A 20,891-nucleotide genomic window follows, 5' to 3' on the forward strand; every position below is an offset into this window, starting at 1 on the left:
CACCCACCATCGAGCGGGAGAAGCAAGGCGGGGTCCGCTCGGTGCCGGCTTGGGAGCGGGGCCGATCCGGGGGCGCGGGTGGTTGACGCGGGTGGTTGATACGAGGGGCGTGACCAGGGGATTGCCCCCTACCCATTGGATCCTCGCCGGGATTGGGTAGACTGCATCACGTGCAATCCCACCGAGAGCTGATGCTCACCCGTCGCCGCACAGTCGATCTGTGCCGCCTCGGTGGTTGTTGCTGCCTGTGCCGCTGAGCGGTCGGCTCTTTTCCTGACGCCGACCACGGTTCGTCCGCGCGAGTGATTCATCCCCGGCGAACCGGCCGAATTCCGCCGAACAGTTCGAGCGCAGGAGTTTCTTTCATGTCCCGTATCACCACCTCGGTAAGCGTCCCGGGGTCAGCCGCCGGGCCGGTCGATATCCGTGGTCCCCGCTTCGTCGCCTGGATCACCACGGGCGTCCTGGTCGTAGTGTTGCTGCTGGCCGCCGTCGCCCCACCGGCCGCCGCGATATTGATCGCGATCCAGGCCGTCGTTTTCGCATCGGGCGCGGCACTGGGACCCCGCCGGCACCCATACGGCCTGCTCTACGCTCGTCTCGTCGCGCCACGCCTGGGACCGGTCACCGAGACCGAGCCGGCCGCGCCGTTGCGGTTCGCCCAACTCCTCGGTTTCGTGTTCGCCGCCGTGAGCTTGCTGGGTTTCGTGCTCGGCGACTCCGTGGTGGGCCCGTTGTTCGCCGGGTTCGCCCTGTTCGCGGCCTTCCTGAATGCCGCGTTCGGTATCTGCCTCGGCTGCAAAATCTACCCGCTGGCCACCCGGCTGGTCCCGCGTTCCCTGTCCGAATCCCCCGCACCGAACTGAATCGCTAGTCACCACTGAAAGGAAACAAATGGCTCGCTCCGATGTCCTGGTCTCCGTCGACTGGGCCGAAGAGAATCTCAAGACCCCCGGCGTCGTCTTCGTCGAGGTCGATGAGGACACCTCCGCCTACGAGGGCGGGCACATCGAGGGCGCCGTCCGGCTCGATTGGAAGACCGACCTGCAGGATCAGGTTCGTCGTGACTTCGTGAACCAGGAGCAGTTCTCCGCGCTGCTCTCGGAACGCGGGATCGCCAACGATGACGAGGTCGTGCTCTACGGCGGCAACAACAACTGGTTCGCCGCGTACGCGTACTGGTACTTCAAGCTGTACGGTCACAACAACGTCAAACTGCTCGACGGCGGCCGCAAGAAGTGGGAGCTCGACGGGCGCCCGCTCTCCCGTGACGAGGTTTCCCGTCCGGCCACCCAGTACAAGGCCGCCGAACCGGACTCCTCGATCCGCGCGTTCCGCGACGAGGTCATTGCCGCCATCGGCACCAAGAACCTGGTCGACGTGCGCTCCCCCGACGAGTTCTCCGGCAAGATCCTGGCGCCTGCGCACCTGCCGCAGGAGCAGAGCCAGCGTCCCGGCCACATCCCGGGCGCGATCAGCGTGCCGTGGAGCAAGGCCGCGAACGAAGACGGCACCTTCAAATCGGATAACGACCTCGCCGAGCTCTACAGCGAGGCCGGGCTGGACGGCAACAAGGAAACCATCGCCTACTGCCGTATCGGCGAGCGTTCCTCGCACACCTGGTTCGTGCTGCAGGAGCTGCTCGGACACCAGAACGTCAAGAACTACGACGGCAGCTGGACCGAATACGGTTCGCTGGTCGGCGCACCGATCGAGTTGGGAGAGTAACCACCATGTGCGCAGCACCCACCCAAGGTCAGGCAATTCCGGCAGGTGTCGATGTGGAGAAGGAAACGGTCATCACCGGCCGCGTTCTCGGCACCGACGGCGAGCCCGTAGCGGGCGCCTTCGTACGCCTGCTCGACGGCAACGCTGATTTCACCGCCGAGGTCGTCGCCTCCGGAACCGGCGATTTCCGTTTCTTCGCGGCCCCCGGCTCCTGGACCCTGCGGGCATTGTCGTCCGCGGGTAACGGCACCTCCGAGCTGAAGCCCGAAGGCCCCGGTATCCACAACGTGGACGTCACCGTCTCGAAGTAACAGCTGGAACGGACCGGCCCGGGACCGCCTCATACGAGCCGGTCCCGGGCCGGTCCGCGTGCGGGCCCTGATTCACTCGGTCGAGCTACGCGTCCGGCCCCCTGGGAGCGGCATCGGCGCCGGCACTTCCGTGCCCGAATTCTCGGGCGGTGACACGCCGAGCAAGGTTTCGGCCCGTCCCTGCTGTCAGTGCTCGAGACGATGTGGCCGAGCCGCGAGTATCGAGTGCTGACAGCAGGGACCAAGGGGGGCCGAACCCCGCGGCGCCGCAGGCGCCGCATAAACTGACACGGTGGTCCTCTTCTTCGAGATTCTGCTGATCGCCGTATCGGTCCTCATCGGATGGTTCGGCCTGTACGTCTTCTACCGGCTGTTCACCGAATCATGAGTGGTCTCGCGAGCGAGGGTCCCGATCCGGCCGAGCGAGCGAGCGATACCAGCAACGGAGACCCGGCGGCCGAGCCGTCCGTTCGCAACGGTGACGGCCGGTCGGCCGACGATCAGTCGTCGCTGAGCGGCGACCGGGCGGTGGCCGATGCGGCCGAGCGCGCCAAGGCGACCGCCGGACGCAATATCCCGGTTCTCCCGGATCTTCCGCTGCCCGACGATACGGCCAATCTGCGACTCGGCCCGGACCTGAATCCGGCCATGCTGGCGCTGTTGCCGATGGTCGGCGTGTGGCGCGGTGAGGGTGAGGGCCACAATCCCCAGCGCGGCGATTACCGCTTCGGGCAGCAGATCGTGGTCTCCCATGACGGTGGGGACTATCTGAGCTGGGATTCGCGGTCCTGGTTCCTCGAATCCGACGGCAGCTACGGTGGCCCGGATCTGCGGGAGAGTGGATTCTGGCGGGTCGGCGTCGATGGGAACGACGAGGTGCTGGAGCTGCTGCTCACGCACAGCACGGGCATTGTCGAACTCTTCTACGGCACCGCGCTCACGCAGTCGTCCTGGGAGCTTGCCACCGATGTGGTGATCCGTAGCCAGACCGGCGCGGTGGTGGGTGGCGCCAAGCGACTGTACGGGATCGTGGAGGGCGGCGATCTGGCGTACGTGGAGGAACGGGTGGTGGCCGATGGGCCGCTGGAGCCCAGGCTCTCGGCACGCCTGCAGCGCTTTATCGGCTGAACTCCACCCGGTTCACCGACCGCGGCTGGTGGACGGGGCCATACAGTGGTCCGGACATGGAACAACCCCCGAGCCGTATCGGCACGTTTCCCACGGTGAGTACCGGTGGATTCGCGACCGATCCCGATCGGACAGACCGGGAGCTCGGGGGCCGGGTGGCTGCCTGGAATTCGCTCAGCGCATCGGGGTGAACGAAATCCGTGCACAGCCGGCTTCAGCGCTCAGCTGACAGCCACCTCACGAGTCCTTTGAATTTCCATTCGTCGGATCACCTCCTTCCTTGTGTACTCACGAACCTAGCTGCGGACGGCCGGGGTCGGCAACGGAATTTCTTCGATGGCGTAATGCGTCCCGTCGCCGTCCGGAAAAGGCGCCCGGACCTGGCCGGACTCGTCCACGGTGAGCACCAGTTCGGCGTGGTGCCCGGCCGGTAGTTGATGTGTGACGACCACCACACCACGGTTCGGTGCGACCAACCCGCTGCCGGTGTCGAGCAGATCGCGTAGCAACTGGGCTCCGGCGGTTGCATCCATATGTTCGGTGGGCTCGTCGAGGAGGAGAACACGGGCGGGCGAGACCAGTGCGCGGGCGAGCAGAATCCGCCGGCGCTGCCCGCCCGATACTGCGGCGGCCCCTCCGGGGAGGACGGTGTGCACGCCGTCCGGCAGGCCGGCCAGCCACTCCCCCAGCCCGACCGTGCGCAACGCCCGTTCGGCCGCTTCGGTATCCAGGTCGCCGCGGGCGACCCGCAGGTTCTCCAGCACGCTGGTGCCGAACAGGTGTGCATCCTCGGCGAAGAAACGCACCTCTTCGTCCGGATGGTCGAAAAGTCCGGCCCAAGCCATCAGCAGGGTCGTTTTTCCCGATCCGCTGGGACCTACGACCGCCACCCGTGCGGCCTGCGGGCGTTGCGGTATCTGCCATTGACCGTCGCCGACCCAGCCGATCACCACACCGTCGGCGCGGCTGTCGGCGTACGGGAAGGGATGCGGGTTGCCGCCCGTACCGAACCGTTTGCGGGTATCGGCGGGCGCTCCGGCCGCGGCAGCGAGTCCGTACGGTTGCGGTTCGACCGGTTCGGGGCTTTGGTCGGGCGTGACCGCGCGCAGCCGGTGCAGCGCCGCCCGCGCCACAGTGAGGGCGGCAGCCGCGGCCGGCAGGGCACCGGTCGCCTCGAAGGACGACAGCGGCAGCAAAACCAGCACGGTCAGCGCCATCGGTGTCATGGCCCCCGGGGCACCGCCGTCCGGGCCGTAGAGGGCGATACCGATCAGGAGGGCCGCGAGCACACTGACCCCGGTCGCCAGCGGGGTCGCGGCGGCCGCCCACGCGGTACGGGCGGCCGCACGGTCTTCGGCCGTCAGAACCCGGTCCTCGGCCGCGGCGGCGGTCGCGAGTGCGGTACTCAGTTTCCCGGCGACCCGCAATTCGGCGGCGTGGTCGAGAACCGTGAGGGCGTGGGCGGTGAATTCCGAGCGGTCGGCCCGCGCCGCCCGTTCGGCTCCGGCCGCGGCTCGCGCCGACAGCCACGGCGCGACGACACCGGAAAAGACCAGCGCACCGGCCAGGACGACTGCGGCCGCCGGCGAGATGAAAGCCAGCAGCGTGACCGCGGCCACCGATAACACCAGTGCCACTGCCATCGGCACGAAGGTGCGGACCACCACGGCACCGAGATCGTCGATATCGGTGCCTACCCGGACCAGCACATCGCCGCGCCGCAGGCCCCCGGGCATTCCCGGCGTGGTGGGCGCGCGCTTTCCGCGGGCGCCTGCCGCGGCGGGGTTCCCGGTGCCCTCGGGTACACCGGTATCCGAACGGCGGGTCAGCCACAGCGGTGCTTGCGCGAGCGCCCGGTACACCGAGGTGCGGGCCGCGGTCATAGAACGCAGCGCAACATCGTGGGTGGCGAGCCGCTCGAGGTAGCGGCACAGTCCCCGCGAGATACCGAGCGCCCGGACCGCGACCACCGCGACGGTGAGGTCCAGTACCGGCGGCATCTGCCAGGCCCGGGCGATGAGCCAGGCGGCCAGCGCGGCCAGGCCGAGACCACTGCCCAGGGCCAGAACGCCCCACGTGACCGCGACAGCCAGCCGCCATCGAGGGATTTCCAACAGCTCCCACATCTGGCGGGTATCGCGCAGCAGCAACCGCATCCGGGCCCAGCGGCGCTGCGGGCGCCCCGCCTTTCCGGTGGAGCGCGGTCGCCGGCTGCGCGAGGGTCGATCGCTCATCGGGCCACTCGCTGAGCGGTCGACGGGACCGTGACGATTTCGTCCGCGGCAGCCAGCAGTGCGTGACGGTGGGCGACCACCACGACGGTGACTCCGGTGCGGGCGAGCGTGGTCAGCGCTGCCGCGACCGCGGCTTCACTGCCGGGGTCCAGGTGGGCGGTCGGTTCGTCCAGCAGCACGATCGGACGTCCCGCCGCGAGTACCCGGGTCAGGGCCAGGCGCTGGCGTTGCCCCAGCGAGAGCCCGACACCCCCGGAGCCGACGACCGTATCCCATCCGGCGGGCAGCGCTTCGAGTACGGCGTCGAACCCCGTTGCGGCGCATGCGGCATCGAGTTCGCTGAGCACCCGCGCGGCGCCGCGGCGAGGTGAACCGGACACGGTGGCGCCCAGCAGTTCGAGATTCTCGCGCAGTGTGCCCGGCACCAGTACCGGCCGCTGCGGGAGCCACGCCAGCCGCTGCCACCACTGCTCTGTGGGAAGCTCCCGAATATCCACACCATCGGCGAATACCGCACCGTGAGTGGGTTCGACGAGCCCCAGGATCGCCTGCAACACGGTCGATTTACCGCTGCCGTTCGGTCCGGTGAGCGCGGTGACGGCACCTGGGCGCAGGTGTGCGCACAAGCCGTCGGGTGCGGCACCATCGCGGGATTCGACGGTGAGACCACGTAGTTCGATCACGCCGTCCCCGCCACCGGCCGGCACCCCGTGTTCCTCGATACCGATCACCGCCGCACGCGCACCGCGACCACGCATCGCCAGGCCCTCGTCACCACGAACTCCCGGCCCGGGGGATGCGGCGGCCGAGCGATTCTCACCGTCCGCACGTACCGGATCGAGGATCGCGAAAGCTTTTTCGGCAGCCGCCATTCCGTCCTGTGCGGCATGAAATCGCTCCCCCACGGTGCGCAGCGGCAGATACACCTCCGGCGCGAGAACCAGCGCGACCACCCCGGCATACAGGCTCATATCGCCGTCCACCAACCGCATTCCGATCGCCACGGCGACCAGCGCCACCGACAGGGTAGCCAGCAGTTCGAGCACCATCGAGGAGAGAAACGCGATCCGCAACGCGCCCATGGTGCGCCGGTGCAACGATTCGCCCAGTTCCCGGACCTGACGGCTCATCGTGCGACCGGGGGTTTCGGTGGCGATGCCGGTCTCGCGGCCGAGGGCGCGCAGGGTGGGCATCCCGGCGAACAGGTCGAGCAGTTGATCGGACAGCCGGGTGGTGGCATCCAGGGTGGCGCGGGCGCGGCCCTCGGTGAGCAGGCCGATGAGCACCATGAAGATCGGGATCAGCGGCAGGGTGATGACCACGATGGCGGCCGAGGTGAGGTCATGCGCGGCGATCACCACCAGCACCACCGGCGGTACCAGCACCGCCAGCAACAGGGCGGGAACGTATCCGGTGAGGTAGGGCCGCAGTCCGCTGAGCCCGCTGCTCACCACCACGGCGAGTTCCGTGCGGCGCATTTCCAGTTCGCGGGGCGGTAGTCCGGCACCGGCGGCGAGCACCGACTGCTCCAGCTCGGCGACGACCCGGGCTCCGGCCCGGTGCGCGATCCGCGCCTGCCACCAGGCTGCCAGCGCCCGGACCGCGACCGCCACCGCCAGCAGCACCAGCTCGGTATGCCAGGCGGCCACCGTCCGCTGTCCCGGATCGGTGATGACGCCGGCCAGCACCCGCCCCAGCAGGACCGCGGCGGTCACGATGGCGACCGTGGTAAGCACCGACAGACCGACACTGAGCACCAGATAGCTCCGGGCCGAGCGTGCGTATCGCCACAGGCGCGGGTCCACGGGCGGGCGGGCCATCAGAGGTCACTCCTTGTTTGCAACACGCGGGGAAAGTCCGATTCCGGCCGGGATGTGCTCGACACTGATGCGTTTACGGAACACCCAGTACGTCCAGGCTTGGTATACGAGGACCACCGGTGTGACGGCCAGCGCCGCCCAGCTCATCACCTTCAACGTGTACGGGGTGGACGAGGCGTTGTCGACTGTGAGGTTGTACGCGGGGTCGATGGTGGAGGGCAGGACATCCGGGAACAGCGCGCCGAACAGCAGCGCGGAGGCGGCGAGAACGGTGAGCGCGGTACCGGTGAATGCCCAGCCGTCACGGCCGGCGAACAGGGCCGCGGCTCCGCCGAGCAACCCGAATACCGCGAGCGCCAGCAGGATCCACGTCCAGTCGGCCCCGTAGGCGAGCTGGGTCCAGATACCGAAGCCGCCGACCACCGCGGCCGTGGGCACCAGGAGCAGCCGGGCGGTGCGCACCGCGTCGGTACGCACTTCACCCGCGGTTTTGAGCGCCAGGAATACCGCCCCGTGCAGCGCGAACAGCAATCCGGTGGTGAGTGCGCCCAGCAGCGCGTACGGGCTGAACAGGCCCGAGACCGCGCTGGTGAATTGTTTGTCGGCATCCAGCGGCACGCCGCGCACGATATTGGCGAAAACCCAGCCCCATGCCAGCGCGGGTACCCAGGAACCGATACCGATGCCGAGGTCGCAACGCGCCCGCCAGCGTGGATCGTCGATCTTGCCGCGGTATTCGATCGCACAGATCCGCAGGATCAACGCCACCAGCAACAGCAGCAGCGGGAAGTAGAAACCGGAGAACATACTCGCGTACCACTCCGGGAACGCCGCGAACAAGGCGCCGCCGGCGGTGATCAGCCAGACCTCGTTGCCATCCCAGACCGGTCCGATCGTGTTGAGCACCACCCGTCGCCGGGTATCGGACCCTTTACCGAGTATCGGCATGAGCATCCCGACCCCGAAATCGAAACCCTCCAATACGAAGTACCCGGTGAAGAGCACCCCGATCAGTACGAACCAGAATTCCTGCAGTTCCATCCCCGGCTCCTAGTAGGCGAACGAAAGCGGCTCGGTGGCAGGTTTTTCCGAAGCGGACGTGCCGTCCGGCGCGGCCTCGGGCGGCCGTTCCGGACCTTCCCGTACATAGCGGCGCATCAGGTAGAACCACACGACGGCAAGTAGCCCGTAGACCACGGTGAAGGTGATCAGCGAGATCCACACCGTGACGGTCGCGTGATCGGATACCCCGTCCTGGACCATGAGCCGCAGATCCTGGTCACCGGTCGGGTTGGGCACCACCACCCAAGGTTGCCGGCCCATCTCGGTGAACACCCACCCCGCCGAATTGGCCAGGAACGGGGTCGGAATAGCGAGCAGGCTCAACCACGAGTACCAGCGTTTATCGGGCACGCGGCCGCGGCGGGTCATCCAGAAGCCCGCGAACACCAGCAGAGCCGAACCGGCGGCGAGACCGATCATGGCGCGGAACGACCAGTAGGTGACGAACAGGTTGGGCCGGTAGTCGCCGGGGCCGAATTTCTCGTTGTAGGCCTGCTGTAGGTCGACGACCCCCTCGAGTTCCACCCCGGAGAAGGCCCCTTCGGCCAGCCAGGGCAGGACGTAGGGCACCTCGAGCACGTGGGTGACGCTGTCGCAGTTGTTGTGGGTGCCGACGGTGAGGATCGAGAATTTCGGGTCGAGGGCGGTATGGCACAACGATTCTGCCGACGCCATCTTCATGGGCTGCTGGTCGAACATCAGCTTGCCCTGGACGTCGCCGGTGTAGACCAGGGCAGCCCCCGAGATCACCGCGATCAGCAGCGAAACCCGGGCTGCCGGACGCCACATGGCGCGTGCCTCGGCCAGTTTGCCCTCGTCCCCGCTGCGTGCGTGACGCACCATCCACCAGCCGGCGATCCCGGCCACGAAGGTAGCGGCAGTGAGGAACGATCCCGCGACCACATGCGGGAACGCGGCCAGTGCGGTGTTGTTGGTGAGCAGTTCGACGATGCTGGTCAGCTCCGCACGGCCGGTTTCCGGGTTGTATCGGGCGCCGACGGGATGCTGCATGAACGAGTTGGCGGCGATGATGAAATACGCGGAGGCGTTGACGCCGATCGCCACCATCCAGATGGTGGCCAGATGCACAAGTTTCGGTAGCCGGGACCAGCCGAATATCCACAGCCCGATGAAAGTGGATTCCATGAAGAATGCCACCAGCCCCTCGAGGGCCAGGGGTGCCCCGAATACGTCCCCGACGAAGCGGGAGTATTCGCTCCAGTTCATCCCGAACTGGAATTCCTGCACGATCCCGGTGGCGACCCCGAGCGCGAAGTTGATCAGGAACAGTTTCCCGAAGAATTTGGTCAGCCGGTACCAGTGGTCTTTACCGGTGATCACCCAGGCGGTCTGCATTCCGGCGACCAAAGGTGCCAGACCGATCGTCAGGGGAACGAACAAGAAGTGGTAGACGGTCGTGATGCCGAACTGCCATCGCGAGACATCCAGGGCATCCACACGAACCTCCTGTTACTACGACGTGTCGTAGTACGAGATTACGCGTCGACGCGGCCGAATCAATGTGTCCACCGACACCGAATGACCGACGATTCCGTAACAATCACATCAGGCCGGTGTTCCGGGGTCCACCGCTCACCAGTCTGCGATCGTCCCGGCCCGGTCGATCCCCCGATCCACCATCGCGACGATCTCGGTCGCCGATTCCGGCGCCGACAGCCGCACCCCGTCCAGCGAGTTGACCCGCGCCGCCAGCGCCACACTGCTGAGCATCCAGATGCTGTCGCAGTCGAACAGGTCGGCGCTGAACAGTGGCTCGTAGCGGCAGTCGTAACCATTGCGCTCCGCTTCCGCGTACAGCGCCCGCTGGGTTATCCCCGGCAGCACCCCGTGCTTCGCCGGCGGGGTGATCAGCTGCTTGTCCCGCACGATCATCACGGTCGAACGCGGCCCTTCCAGGACCCTGTGCTCCGTACTGGTGAAGATGACATCGTCGGCGCCCATCCGGGCGGCGAACCGCAGCGCAGCCATATTGGTCGCGTAGGAAAGAGTTTTCGCGCCGAGCAGCTGCCAAGGGGCGGCCTGCGCGAGATCGATCGAGATACCGCGGGTCAGGGTCACTACCGCGACGCCCTCGGATCTGGCCGTCTCCACCCGTTCCGGCACCGCCATGACCATGACGTAGGTCGTCGGAACCGGGACAGCCTCGGACAGTTCCCCCGAGCGCACCGCCGATTTGGGGCCACCCAGCGCGCTCTCCCGCCCGCGGGTCAGCACCAGACGCATAACCCCCTCCGTCTCGGCGCCCCATTCCTTGGCCGCGGTCTCCATCGCTTCCCGCCAGCGCGCGAGGTCGGGTTCGGGTAGATCGAGTGCCTGCGCGGAACGACGCAATCTGGCCAGATGAAAATCGAGCGCGCATACCGTGCCACCGCGAACCAGCGCCGTCTCGAAAATTCCGTCGCCGCGCAACGTGCCGAGATCATCGGCATACAACAACGGCTGGTCCGCGTCACGGACCTCACCGTCGAGTGTTACAAGTACTCGATCCACCATGCGCATGAGCGTAGGCCAACAATGGGCCACATGAGGGGCGCAAACATCGACAGTACTGGTAATACTTGCCGCCCGATGTCTCGAGCACGCCACTTCTGTATGTGGCGATCCGGCGTTTCGGACGAGATTTTCTCGCTCGTTAAAGTCTGATCATGGCTCGACGGACGGAGATCGACGCGACCGAGGTGCGTTCGGCGGTGACCGCGGTGCGCGCATGGTTACTCGACGAAAACGCACCGGCCCCTACGCGGACCGAATTGGCCGCCGCGGTCCGCGGCACCGCTCGCGCACTGGCCGCCGCGGCACCGGGACATTCGGTGGAGGTCCGGGTTCCGCCGTTCGTCGCGGTCCAATGCGTGGAAGGTCCGCGGCATACACGCGGCAACCCGCCCAACATCGTGGAAACCGATCCGCGCACGTGGCTGTTGCTGGCGACCGGACTCCTGGATTTCCCGGCGGCCGTGGCCGCGGGCAGGGTCGACGCTTCCGGTGGCCGCGCCCCGGAAATCGCGCGCCGGCTGCCACTGGTACCGGTGTATCCGGACCGGGACCGACCCGAAACCGCTGGTTGACACCCCGGCCGTGCGCGCAGGGGCGGTGAGCTCCTAGAGTGGAACCGTGTCCGTGGTCGCCGCACCCAGCCCTGTCCTCGCTGTACCGGGAGCCGTAGCCGCTGTGCCCGGTTCCCAGGACGCTCCCGTTCCCTGGCATTACGGCGATCCACTGGGCGAGCAGCGTGCCGCGAACGAGCGTCTCGCAATCGTGGACCGGTCGCACCGTTTCGTCTTCTCCATAACGGGTGCCGAGCGGCTGACCTGGCTGCACACCGTCACCAGCCAGCACATCGCCGACTTGGCCGACGGGCGCAGCGCGGAAACTCTCGACCTGGACCTCAACGGCCGGGTGCAGCATCATTTCGTCCTCACCGAACTCGCCGGCACGGTGTGGATCGATACCGAGGCCGAACGCGGCCGGGCGCTGCTGGACTTCCTCACCAAAATGGTTTTCTGGGCCGATGCCAAACCGCAGGAGGAGCCGGATTACGCGGTGCTGAGTCTGCTCGGCCCGCTGGCGCACACCGCGACGGCTGCCCTGGGCGTGGACCGGTTACCGGAGACGTATGAGGCGCTGCCGCTGCCGGGTGGTGGTTTCCTGCGCCGGATGCCGTGGCCCACCGCGGATTCGTTCGATCTCGTGGTCCCCCGGGATCAGCTGATGTCGCGCTGGACCGAACTCACCGCCGCCGGTGCGCAGCCGGCCGGTTCCTGGGCCTACGAGGCGCTGCGGGTCGCCGCCGCCCGTCCCAGGATCGGCGTCGACACCGACGACCGCACCATCCCGCACGAGGTGAACTGGATCGGCGCGCCCGACGAGTACGGTGCCGTGCACCTCGACAAAGGCTGCTACCGCGGCCAGGAAACCGTGGCCCGCGTTCACAACCTCGGTAAACCACCGCGGCGGCTGGTCCTGCTGCATCTCGACGGCTCCGCCGACGAGCGCCCCGCCCCCGGTGACCCGATCACCGCGGGCGGCCGGGCGGTCGGTGTGCTCGGCACGGTGCTCGACCACTACGAACTCGGCCCCATCGCCCTCGCGCTGATCAAACGGAATATCCCGGTCGATACCCAGCTCACCGTGGGCGATACCGCCGCGGCCATCGACCCCGATTCGGTCGTCACCGACGACAGCCCCCAGCCCGGCCGCCAGGCCATCGAACGGCTCCGCGGGCGCTGACCCGCCGCATATCGAGCACGACAATCCGAGAGGAGTACGGATGCGGGTTGGGCACACCGGCCGGGTGCGCCGCTTCACCGAGCGGGCGAACACCGGTTGCTACTTCCGGGTACTCGCCGAAGGCGCTGTCGGCGACCGCATGAACGGACGACGCCCGTCGGCGGTGCGGATCCCGCCGGAACGCGGCGGCCGAGCACTTTCGGAGGACAACGCATGAGCGTCGACCTGGTAGAAGTGGTGCGCTCCGGGTTCCGCGAATGTGTGCACCGCGGTTCGGTGGTGATCGTCGGCCCGGATGGTGAACCGAGGTTCGAGACCGGCTCGGTGCACGTGCCGATTTATCCGCGGTCCACCAACAAACCGCTGCAGGCCCTCACCTTGCTGAAACTCGGCTTCGACCCGGTCGACGAGGACGAGCTCGCCATCGCCGTCGCCTCGCACACCGGCGAGGCGCAACATATCCGGCTGGTCGAACGACTCCTGGACCGCTACGGCTTCGCCGACGACGATCTGGCCTGCCCGCCCGATCTGCCGATGGACGAAAAGGCCCGCGCCGAAGTGATCCATCGCGGTGCAGGCCCGGCGAAGCGGTTCATGAACTGCTCCGGCAAACATGCCGCCATGCTGGCGACCTGTGTGCTGAACGGGTGGCCGACCGCCGGCTACACCGATCCCGGCCATCCCCTGCAGCACGCGGTCACGGGGCAGGTGATCGCGGTGACCGGCGAACCGGAAACCGATCTCGGGATCGACGGGTGCGGCCTGCCCATCGTCCCGGTCGCGCTCGTCAACCTCGCACGCGCCTTCGCAGCACTGGCTACCTCGGCTCCCGATACGCCCGAACACCGGATCGCGGATGCCCTACGCGACCGGCCGTGGGTGATTTCGGGCACCAACGGACCCGACTTACTGGCCATGCGCGCGGTGCCGGGACTGCTGTGCAAGATCGGCGCCGACGGTGTGCACGCGGGCGCGTTGCCGGATGGCAGCGCCTTCGCCTACAAGATCGATGACGGCGCCGACCGGGCGAGAATCCCACTGACCATGGCAATTCTGCAGCGCATGGGGGTGACGTGGTCGGCGGAACTGGCCGAGCTCGCCGCGCCCCCGGTACTCGGCGGGAACAACCGCGTGGGTGTGATACGTGCCATACCCGAGGCGATTCCGACTAGCGGCTGAGCAGCGAAACATCGGCAAACCGGGCGGTCGATACACCGGATAGCCGACTCATGGAGGCGCAACCGCCGGACACGCGCTAAAGTGTCTGTCAGGAAGATATTAATTCGAACGGGGCCGCCACCAATCCCCAGGCCGCCCCGCTGTGACGCGAGGGGGTCAGCCATGGGCCGTGGCCGGGCTAAGGCAAAGCAGACCAAGGTCGCTCGTGAGCTTAAGTACAGCTCGCCTACGACCGACTTCTCCAGCCTTCAGCGCGAGCTTTCCGGTAGTGACAATGCCCGCGGTGGCGGAGTCCTGTCGGATGAGCACGACGCGGACGGCTCCTTGTCCAAATGGGACGAGGACGACAACTACAACGACTGGCGCCGCTGATCAGGTAAACCGTTCGGGGGGGAGGCCGATGGGCCTCCCCCCTTGGCTGTTGACGCCGGTTCGCGCCGTTCCCCGCCGGGTTTCCGGGCGGTGGATGACGTGAACCGGCGAGTCGGCCCGAACAGGTACCTGGCGGCAGCGCCGGATCGGAACAACGTGAGCAGGCGGCCCGTACAACAGGCCGCCTGCTCACGCTCTACATCGTTCATCTGATGGCTCGCAGGCGAAGAATCGCTTCGTCTCACACATCGATAGCCTTACCGTGTTCGGACGCCAGCGCCCACCCGGCGCACATGTCCACCGAGCGGTACGGCTGATACCGCTCTATGTCCGACGGTTTCCCGGGCAACCCAGTCCGGACACCCCGGGTCCACCCGACCGTAGACCCGCGGCTTCGAAATGGCCCGGCCCGCAAAGGCCCCGGATATACGACGTCGGCTCGGTCGGCGAATCACACCTCGGTTCGGCCGGCCTGCGTCACCGGTCCAGCTCGTCCACACGGCTACCGGCCGAGTCTCCGGTCTCGATGGCAGAGCCGGAGCCGCACCGCCACCGCACCCCGGCCGCCTCCACCAAGGCAGGCCGACCAAGGCGCGCCGCGCACCTCCGAGCCGACCACGGGTCGGCAAGGTAGCAACCTGCACAGCCGACTCGAAGTCTCCGGCAGGCGCAATCGATTCGGTTCAGAAACGGGGATGGTCGCCCAGGAGGGCCGTACGCGGCGCATCGGCGTCCTTGGCCTTCTTCACCGTGCCCAGTGTCCAGCATTCGATATGGCGTGCAGTGAGTACGGCCAGCGCCCGGTCGACGTCCTCGGGGGCCACCACGGCCACCATTCCGACGCCCATGTTGAACGTCTTCTCCATCTCGGCGCGGTCTACCCGGCCCCGTTGCGCAATCATCTTGAATACCGGTGCCGGGCTCCACGATCCGCGATCCAGTTCGGCCATCAGACCGGCCGGTAGCACCCGCGCCAGGTTGGCCGCCAGACCACCACCGGTGATATGCGCGAATGTGCGGACATCGGTCTCGGCGATCAGCGCCAGGCAGTCCTTGGCGTAGATCCGGGTCGGTTCCAGCAGTTCCTCGCCGAGAGTTCGGCCGAACTCCTCCACATGCCCGCTCAACGACATACGGTCGATCTCCAGCAGCACCTTGCGTGCCAGGCTGTAGCCGTTGGAGTGCAGACCGGACGATCCCATCGCAATCACCACATCGCCTGGGCGCACCCGGTCCGGGCCGAGCAGCTCATCGGCCTCCACCACGCCGACACCGGTGGCCGACAGGTCGTAATCCTGGGCGCCCATCATCCCGGGATGTTCGGCGGTTTCCCCGCCCAGCAGCGCGCACCCGGCGCGCACACACCCCTCGGCGATACCGGAGACCAGTTCGGCGACCCGCTCCGGCACGACCTTGCCGACCGCGATGTAATCCTGAAGGAACAACGGTTCGGCACCGCATACCACCAGATCGTCGACGACCATCGCCACCAGATCCAGGCCCAGGGTGTCGTGTTTATCCATGGCCTGCGCGACCGCGATCTTGGTGCCGACACCGTCGGTGGAGGACGCGAGCAGGGGCTCCCGATAGTTCTTCTTCAGCGCGAACAGCCCGGCGAACCCACCGAGCCCGCCCTGCACCTCGGGGCGGGTGGCCCTACGTGCCAGCGGTGCGAACAACTCGACGGCCCGGTCACCGGCCTCGATATCCACGCCTGCTTCGGCATAGGAGGCACCGGCACCGGTAGCGTTCTGCTCAGTCATTGTCGGGGGAAGCTCCAAACCGAATCCGCGGATAATTGCCTGGTCTGAGTCTATGGCGCGGCTCCGGCGCGCGCGGTGCTACCCCTAGGTTTGCTTGCGGGCCGAACCCCGCGCCGCCGGAGGCGGCGCCGTGTTACGGCCGGCTCAGGGCGCTGGCGTTGGCGTTCTCGGTGAGCAAGCTCGGGGAGCGGCCGCCGAATTCCAGGAGGTTCTTACCGATGGATGCTTCGGTAGGCAACGGAATCGGATAGTTGCCGTCGAAGCATGCCGCACACAGCCGGGAGCTGGGCTGTTCGGTGGCGGCGATCATGCCGTCGAGCGAGATGTAGCCCAGGGTATCGGCACCGATGGACCGGCGTACGCCCTCGACCATTTCGTGCAACGCCGCCGGGTCGGCGGGTACACCGGGGACATCGCGGTCGGTTCCGGCGTTGTTGGCGACGAGTTCCGCGCGGGAAGCGAAATCGATTCCGTAGAAACACGGCCACTTCACCGGCGGTGAAGCGATCCGGACATGGATTTCGAGGGCGCCCGCTTCGCGCAGCATCCGGATCAGGGCACGCTGGGTGTTGCCGCGGACAATGGAATCGTCCACCACGATCAGCCGCTTACCCCGGATGACCTCACGCAAGGGGTTGAGTTTCAGCCGGATTCCGAGCTGCCGGATGGTCTGGCTGGGCTGGATGAAGGTGCGGCCGACATAGGCGTTCTTCATCAGCCCCTGCCCGTAGGGGACACCGGAGCCCTGGGCGTAGCCCACCGCGGCCGGTGTACCGGATTCCGGGACGGGAATCACCAGGTCGGCGTCGATGGGATGTTCCCCGGCGAGGCGGCGCCCGATATCGACCCGCGTCGCGTGGACGGAGCGGCCGGCGATGGTGCTGTCCGGGCGGGCCAGGTAGACGTATTCGAATACGCACCCCTTGGGCTCGGGGTTGGCGAAACGCAGCGACCGCACGCCGTCGGCGTCGATGGCCAGCAGTTCCCCGGGCTCGATCTCACGGACGAAGGAGGCGCCCACGATATCGAGGGCGGCGGTCTCGCTGGCGACCACCCAGCCCCGGTCCAGCCGGCCGAGCACCAGCGGGCGCACCCCGTGCGGATCGCGGGCGGCGTAGAGAGTGTGCTCGTCCATGAAGGTCAGACAGAACGCGCCGCGCACAGTGGGCAGCAGTTCCATGGCGGCCTGTTCGATACTCGAATCGGCGGCGGCATGGGCCAGCAGCGCTGTCATCACATCGGAGTCGGAGGTTGCCGAGACGGCACCGGGGCGACTGGGGCCGCCGACCAGGCCGAGGTCACGCGCCCGGTCGGCCAATTCGGCGGTATTGACCAAGTTGCCGTTGTGGCCGAGCGCGAGTCCGGAGCCGACGGCGGTGGTCCGGAAGATCGGCTGCGCGTTCTCCCAGGTGGTGGCACCGGTGGTCGAGTACCGGCAGTGGCCGATGGCTACATGACCGGGCATGGCGGCGAGGGTTTGCTCGTCGAAGACCTGGCTCACCAGGCCGAGGTCTTTGAAAACCAGTACCTGCGAACCGTCGGAGACCGCGATACCCGCCGCCTCCTGACCGCGGTGCTGCAACGCATACAGGCCGTAATAGGTGAGTTTGGCCACGTCCTCCCCCGGAGCCCAGACTCCGAAGACTCCGCATTCCTCACGAGGCGGGTTCTCCGTCTCGTCGGTTGCGGTGGGATTGCTGAGGGCCGATCGGTCGGCGAGGGTCACCGTGCGCTCCCTGTTCGGGCGGGTGTGGGGGCAATCCACATTCTACGGGTGCACTCCCCGCGAGCGGCAGGGGATCAGCACCTCGGCAGCAAGCGCGGTCGGACTGATCGAATCGCGATCACAGCAACTCCGTCGCGCGCGTCGGCAACCGTGAGCCGGCAAACCGAACCACCCAGTTAACCTGCCTTTCACCTGCACGAACGGCGCGATGCGACCACGTGTTCCGTGCCTCGGCACGTGCCGGGGCGGCCCAGCGGCTGCCAACATCAGGACCGCTGCACATAAACCTCCTGGCGGGCCCGGCGCAACGTGGGCGATATCACCTGCCGCAGCATCTTCGACGCAACCTCGAGCCGTGCGTCAGCGGACGCGGCCCAGCAGACGGCCGCCGGGGGGCAGAAAAATGCCCACTTCGGCACCGAGATCCTCGGCCGCGGTCGTAAGCTCCGCCGCTCCGAGCCGCGCCGTGACCACGGTGGGTTCACCGGCCGCTACACGCCGGTTCCAGGGCGGGGAGAATTCGAGGTCCAGCCCGATCCGCAATTCCACCGCACCGGCCGCAGCCGTGGCGGTGAAGCTCAGGTTCGGTTCGGTGAACCCGAGCCGCGCGGGCTCGGGTGGCGAGTCGCCGCCGGGTGCGGCTCCGGCAGCGATACGGCGTAGCCATTCGGCCAGTTCGACCGCATCGTCGAGCGTCAGTGCCTGCCAGCGGAAGGACCAGTTCCCCTCAGGGGAATTCGCGGTACCGGCGATTACCAGCCAGCTGTACCTGATTCGCGGATCGATATGGTCCGGAAACTGATATCCGGCAACAGTGAGTTCCACACCGTATCCGTCGCTGTCGATCAACCTCACGGGCGAAGTGTGTCACTTTCACGACGTCCGCGCCTACCGGAAGCCACCGGCACCGGACCGGTGCGGCCGGGGTTCAGCCGCGCGAGCACAGCCCCGCCTGCATTCACCGCCCAATGCAATAACGCGGGCGCGGTGGCGCTGCCCGTCCACCGGCGCAGCGTGCCGAACACCGATCCGGCGGCGCCGGTGAAGACCACCGTGCCGAGCACGCTGTCCCCTGCGGCGAGGGCGGGTCGGATATGCCACAGTCCGAAGGCCGCGCCGCCGAGGGCGATTCCGGCGCGTGTCCCGAATTCTTTGTCCAGCAGCGGGTCCAGGGTGGCGCGGAAGATCAGTTCCTCGGTGTAGACGGTGCCGAGCGGGATATGCACCGCGACCCACTCCACTGTGCTCACGTCCGCCGCACGATCTCCCGCCCCGGACAGCGAACGACGCAGGGCCGGTATCGCGGACGCGACCGTGTACCCGGCCGCGACCAGCGCGGCGCAGCCGATCCCGACACCGGCTCCGCGTGCGGAGAACCAGTTCGGGCGGCCGCGCAACGCGATTGCGTATCCGGTCGCCGCGAGAGCGCCGGCGGCGGTGCGGCCGCCGCGATCCAGCGCGAGCCGCGGCAGCAGCCAGTTGTTCCAGAGCAGCGGCGCGGCCAGTGCGGCGATGACCCGGATTCTCATTTCACCTCGCGTTCGTAGGCCTCGTATGCCTCGATTTCGAGTCTGACCCGTTCGGCCAGTTCGGGGTTCCAGCCCGGCGGGCGGGTGACCGCGGCCCAGGCGTCCATGACGAGGCTCCCGTACCGGTGTCCGTGCCCGTCCCGGACGCCCTGGGCGTTCGTGAGATCCGCGGAGACCTGCCAGAACGTGACCAGCGGGATCCAGCGCATCCGCGGCGAGACATCTACGCCGCGTGGCTCGGACAGCCAGTCCGGCCGGCTGAAGACGAGATCCGGTGACCACCAGACGATCGGGTCGGACGCGTGTTGCAGATAGGCGATCCGCGGGGCCCGCCATTCCGGGCCGGGGCGGCCGAGATCGGCAGCGTCGGCACCGAACCGGATCACCAGCCCGTCGGCGTACACCGGCAGCGTCTCCGGGGAGCCCGGGTCGCGGCGGCTGGCGAATTGCTGCCACAACCGGTTGGAATTGGGCGGGCCGACCCACAGCGCACCGTCGACCTTTTCGCGCAGATCGGCGAGACCGTCGAACGCCGCTTCGGATCCCTGTGAACCGAGACTTTCCCCGTACACCAGTAGTTTCGGCCGGTCTTCGGGGGCACGGAGGCGGGTCCGTTCGTACACCGCGTCGAATAGTTCCCGGCCCGCGGCGGCGACCTTGCCGCGGTCGGCCAGGAAGGACAGTGCGCTGGGCAGGTACGAGTACTGGGTGGCCACGATCGCGGTATCGCCGCCGTACATGTACTCGATCGCGTTGGCTGCCATGGAATTGACCCAGCCTGTACCAGTGGTGGTGACCACCACCAGTGCCTCGCGATCGAAGGCGCCGGTGCGTTCCAGTTCCGCGACGGCGAGCTCGGCCTGGGTCTGCCCGGTATCGGCGACGGATTCGAGTCCGATATAGGCCCGGATCGGTTCGCGGGCCGGTTGCCCCGTGACCCAGGAGATCCGTTCCGCGCTCGGGCCGTGCGAAACGAACCAGCGGCCCTCGAAGCCGAGGGTATTCCACGCCGCCAGCGAATCCGGGCTGCCGGACCGTTCCGGCAGCCCGGGCCGGCTCGCATACTCGGAGGTGGTGTCGTTACGGACGCTGAACGCGGAATTGGCGACGGCGAAGAAAGCGCGGGTGGCCACACCGTTGAACAAGGTCACCACCAGCAGGACCAGTACCAGCGCCCCGGCCGAGGGCGCCAGTTCCCGCGGTATCCGCACCCAGCGGCTCAACTGCCGGGCGAAAAACAGGATGAGCTCGCGCACGGTGCGGTACCCGGCGACGACGAGGATGCCGATGGCCAGGCTCAACCCGCCGGTCCGCAGATACGCCGGGGTCGTGGTGCCTTCCATCCCCATCAATGCCGCGATTTCGCGCTGCCAGTGCGCGGACTGCACGAGCATGTACGCCGCGCCCAGCGCGGCACTGAGCAGTACCGCGGATTTCAGCGCGTACCGAGTCCAGCGGGGCGGGGCGGGAATCCGGGTGAGCCGGAGCCGGATCCACAGCCGGAACAGCCATTCCAGCAGACACCCCACGCCGTAGCCGATGGCCGCGTTGATCCCACTGATCAGGCCCTGGAACATCCAGTCGCGCGGCAGCAGCGACGGAGTCACCGACAGCGCGAAGAACACCGTCGCGACCACCAGACCCACATAGTTCAGGTCGACGATCCGCTCGGTGCGCTCGATCACCGCGATACAGCGCGACCGCAATCGGGTCACTGTGTCCGCGGTCTCCAGCACCTATCCAGTATGGCGGGCGGAACCGTTACCGGTGGGTGGCTCGGGTCACCCCCGG

Annotated in this window: 19 protein-coding genes; 9 read left to right on the forward strand and 10 right to left on the reverse strand. The window is 67.6% G+C overall.

Annotated features, from left to right (window positions below):
• Positions 1–365 precede the first annotated feature (365 nt).
• The 4 genes from NS6_RS23365 (at position 366) to NS6_RS23380 (ending at position 3,167) form a co-directional block, all read left to right on the forward strand.
• On the forward strand, positions 366–866 hold the full coding sequence (locus tag NS6_RS23365; protein WP_068045337.1) for a DUF4395 domain-containing protein: 501 nt from the start codon (positions 366–368) through the stop codon (positions 864–866).
• Positions 867–894: 28 nt separating this feature from the next.
• The gene (locus tag NS6_RS23370; RefSeq protein ID WP_068045340.1) at positions 895–1,728 is read left to right on the forward strand and encodes a sulfurtransferase; all 834 of its coding nucleotides are present in this window, start codon (positions 895–897) and stop codon (positions 1,726–1,728) included.
• A 5-nt stretch (positions 1,729–1,733) separates the two neighbouring features.
• Positions 1,734–2,039 carry a DUF1416 domain-containing protein gene (locus tag NS6_RS23375; protein WP_068045343.1) on the forward strand — a complete coding sequence of 102 codons (306 nt, stop codon included), beginning with the start codon at positions 1,734–1,736 and terminating at the stop codon, positions 2,037–2,039.
• A 384-nt stretch (positions 2,040–2,423) separates the two neighbouring features.
• A complete protein-coding gene (locus NS6_RS23380; protein ID WP_068045346.1) occupies positions 2,424–3,167 on the forward strand; it encodes a heme-binding beta-barrel domain-containing protein in 744 nt (247 codons plus the stop codon).
• A gap of 296 nt (positions 3,168–3,463) precedes the next feature.
• Here the strand turns inward: NS6_RS23380 and cydC are convergent, their stop codons facing one another.
• The 5 genes from cydC to NS6_RS23405 form a co-directional block, all read right to left on the reverse strand.
• The gene (gene cydC, locus NS6_RS23385; RefSeq protein WP_068045349.1) at positions 3,464–5,323 is read right to left on the reverse strand and encodes a thiol reductant ABC exporter subunit CydC; all 1,860 of its coding nucleotides are present in this window, start codon (positions 5,321–5,323) and stop codon (positions 3,464–3,466) included.
• A 74-nt stretch (positions 5,324–5,397) separates the two neighbouring features.
• Positions 5,398–7,221, reverse strand: a complete 1,824-nt coding sequence (gene cydD, locus NS6_RS23390; RefSeq protein ID WP_068045352.1) for a thiol reductant ABC exporter subunit CydD — start codon at positions 7,219–7,221, stop codon at positions 5,398–5,400.
• A gap of 6 nt (positions 7,222–7,227) precedes the next feature.
• On the reverse strand, positions 7,228–8,262 hold the full coding sequence (cydB, locus tag NS6_RS23395; RefSeq protein WP_068045354.1) for a cytochrome d ubiquinol oxidase subunit II: 1,035 nt from the start codon (positions 8,260–8,262) through the stop codon (positions 7,228–7,230).
• Positions 8,263–8,271: 9 nt separating this feature from the next.
• Positions 8,272–9,741, reverse strand: a complete 1,470-nt coding sequence (locus NS6_RS23400; protein WP_068045357.1) for a cytochrome ubiquinol oxidase subunit I — start codon at positions 9,739–9,741, stop codon at positions 8,272–8,274.
• A 135-nt stretch (positions 9,742–9,876) separates the two neighbouring features.
• The gene (locus NS6_RS23405; protein WP_068045405.1) at positions 9,877–10,797 is read right to left on the reverse strand and encodes an aminodeoxychorismate lyase; all 921 of its coding nucleotides are present in this window, start codon (positions 10,795–10,797) and stop codon (positions 9,877–9,879) included.
• Positions 10,798–10,949: 152 nt separating this feature from the next.
• Between NS6_RS23405 and NS6_RS23410 the strand changes: the two genes are divergently transcribed.
• The 5 genes from NS6_RS23410 (at position 10,950) to NS6_RS23425 (ending at position 14,082) form a co-directional block, all read left to right on the forward strand.
• On the forward strand, positions 10,950–11,369 hold the full coding sequence (locus tag NS6_RS23410; protein WP_068045359.1) for a sterol carrier family protein: 420 nt from the start codon (positions 10,950–10,952) through the stop codon (positions 11,367–11,369).
• A 46-nt stretch (positions 11,370–11,415) separates the two neighbouring features.
• Positions 11,416–12,531, forward strand: coding sequence for a CAF17-like 4Fe-4S cluster assembly/insertion protein YgfZ (gene ygfZ / locus NS6_RS23415; protein WP_068045362.1), 1,116 nt, complete (start codon positions 11,416–11,418; stop codon positions 12,529–12,531).
• A 40-nt stretch (positions 12,532–12,571) separates the two neighbouring features.
• Positions 12,572–12,748 carry a hypothetical protein gene (locus tag NS6_RS34910; protein ID WP_157112910.1) on the forward strand — a complete coding sequence of 59 codons (177 nt, stop codon included), beginning with the start codon at positions 12,572–12,574 and terminating at the stop codon, positions 12,746–12,748.
• Positions 12,745–13,710: an asparaginase gene (locus NS6_RS23420; RefSeq protein ID WP_068045365.1), complete on the forward strand. Its 966-nt coding sequence runs from the start codon at positions 12,745–12,747 to the stop codon at positions 13,708–13,710. Before NS6_RS34910 ends, NS6_RS23420 begins: the two co-directional genes overlap by 4 nt.
• 162 nt (positions 13,711–13,872) lie before the next feature.
• Positions 13,873–14,082, forward strand: a complete 210-nt coding sequence (locus tag NS6_RS23425) for a DUF3073 domain-containing protein (RefSeq protein WP_068045367.1) — start codon at positions 13,873–13,875, stop codon at positions 14,080–14,082.
• A gap of 683 nt (positions 14,083–14,765) precedes the next feature.
• Here the strand turns inward: NS6_RS23425 and purM are convergent.
• From purM to NS6_RS23450, 5 genes are all read right to left on the reverse strand, one after another.
• The gene (purM, locus tag NS6_RS23430) at positions 14,766–15,845 is read right to left on the reverse strand and encodes a phosphoribosylformylglycinamidine cyclo-ligase (protein WP_068045372.1); all 1,080 of its coding nucleotides are present in this window, start codon (positions 15,843–15,845) and stop codon (positions 14,766–14,768) included.
• Positions 15,846–15,978: 133 nt separating this feature from the next.
• On the reverse strand, positions 15,979–17,571 hold the full coding sequence (purF, locus tag NS6_RS23435; protein ID WP_068045375.1) for an amidophosphoribosyltransferase: 1,593 nt from the start codon (positions 17,569–17,571) through the stop codon (positions 15,979–15,981).
• A 360-nt stretch (positions 17,572–17,931) separates the two neighbouring features.
• Positions 17,932–18,426 (reverse strand): WapI family immunity protein, encoded by a 495-nt coding sequence (locus NS6_RS23440; protein ID WP_157112911.1) that lies wholly within the window; start codon positions 18,424–18,426, stop codon positions 17,932–17,934.
• On the reverse strand, positions 18,423–19,100 hold the full coding sequence (locus NS6_RS23445) for a CPBP family intramembrane glutamic endopeptidase (protein ID WP_068045381.1): 678 nt from the start codon (positions 19,098–19,100) through the stop codon (positions 18,423–18,425). The genes NS6_RS23440 and NS6_RS23445 overlap by 4 nt, the downstream gene beginning before the upstream one ends.
• Complete coding sequence (locus NS6_RS23450; RefSeq protein WP_068045384.1) at positions 19,097–20,836, reverse strand: alpha/beta hydrolase; 1,740 nt, start codon at positions 20,834–20,836, stop codon at positions 19,097–19,099. The genes NS6_RS23445 and NS6_RS23450 overlap by 4 nt, the downstream gene beginning before the upstream one ends.
• Between the last annotated feature and the right edge of the window lie 55 nt (positions 20,837–20,891).

The sequence above is a fragment of the Nocardia speluncae NBRC 108251 genome (assembly GCF_001613245.1).
GTDB classification, from domain to species: domain Bacteria; phylum Actinomycetota; class Actinomycetes; order Mycobacteriales; family Mycobacteriaceae; genus Nocardia; species Nocardia speluncae.

Bases quoted from the DNA above. Each gene is read 5' to 3' on its own strand.
- NS6_RS23365 (WP_068045337.1), top strand. From the start codon at position 366: ATGTCCCGTATCACCACCTCGGTAAGCGTCCCGGGGTCAGCCGCCGGG.
- NS6_RS23370 (WP_068045340.1), top strand. From the start codon at position 895: ATGGCTCGCTCCGATGTCCTGGTCTCCGTCGACTGGGCCGAAGAGAAT.
- NS6_RS23375 (WP_068045343.1), top strand. From the start codon at position 1,734: ATGTGCGCAGCACCCACCCAAGGTCAGGCAATTCCGGCAGGTGTCGAT.
- NS6_RS23380 (WP_068045346.1), top strand. From the start codon at position 2,424: ATGAGTGGTCTCGCGAGCGAGGGTCCCGATCCGGCCGAGCGAGCGAGC.
- cydC (WP_068045349.1), bottom strand. From the start codon at position 5,323: ATGCGGTTGCTGCTGCGCGATACCCGCCAGATGTGGGAGCTGTTGGAA.
- cydD (WP_068045352.1), bottom strand. From the start codon at position 7,221: ATGGCCCGCCCGCCCGTGGACCCGCGCCTGTGGCGATACGCACGCTCG.
- cydB (WP_068045354.1), bottom strand. From the start codon at position 8,262: ATGGAACTGCAGGAATTCTGGTTCGTACTGATCGGGGTGCTCTTCACC.
- NS6_RS23405 (WP_068045405.1), bottom strand. From the start codon at position 10,797: ATGGTGGATCGAGTACTTGTAACACTCGACGGTGAGGTCCGTGACGCG.
- NS6_RS23410 (WP_068045359.1), top strand. From the start codon at position 10,950: ATGGCTCGACGGACGGAGATCGACGCGACCGAGGTGCGTTCGGCGGTG.
- NS6_RS34910 (WP_157112910.1), top strand. From the start codon at position 12,572: ATGCGGGTTGGGCACACCGGCCGGGTGCGCCGCTTCACCGAGCGGGCG.
- NS6_RS23420 (WP_068045365.1), top strand. From the start codon at position 12,745: ATGAGCGTCGACCTGGTAGAAGTGGTGCGCTCCGGGTTCCGCGAATGT.
- NS6_RS23425 (WP_068045367.1), top strand. From the start codon at position 13,873: ATGGGCCGTGGCCGGGCTAAGGCAAAGCAGACCAAGGTCGCTCGTGAG.
- purM (WP_068045372.1), bottom strand. From the start codon at position 15,845: ATGACTGAGCAGAACGCTACCGGTGCCGGTGCCTCCTATGCCGAAGCA.
- NS6_RS23445 (WP_068045381.1), bottom strand. From the start codon at position 19,100: ATGAGAATCCGGGTCATCGCCGCACTGGCCGCGCCGCTGCTCTGGAAC.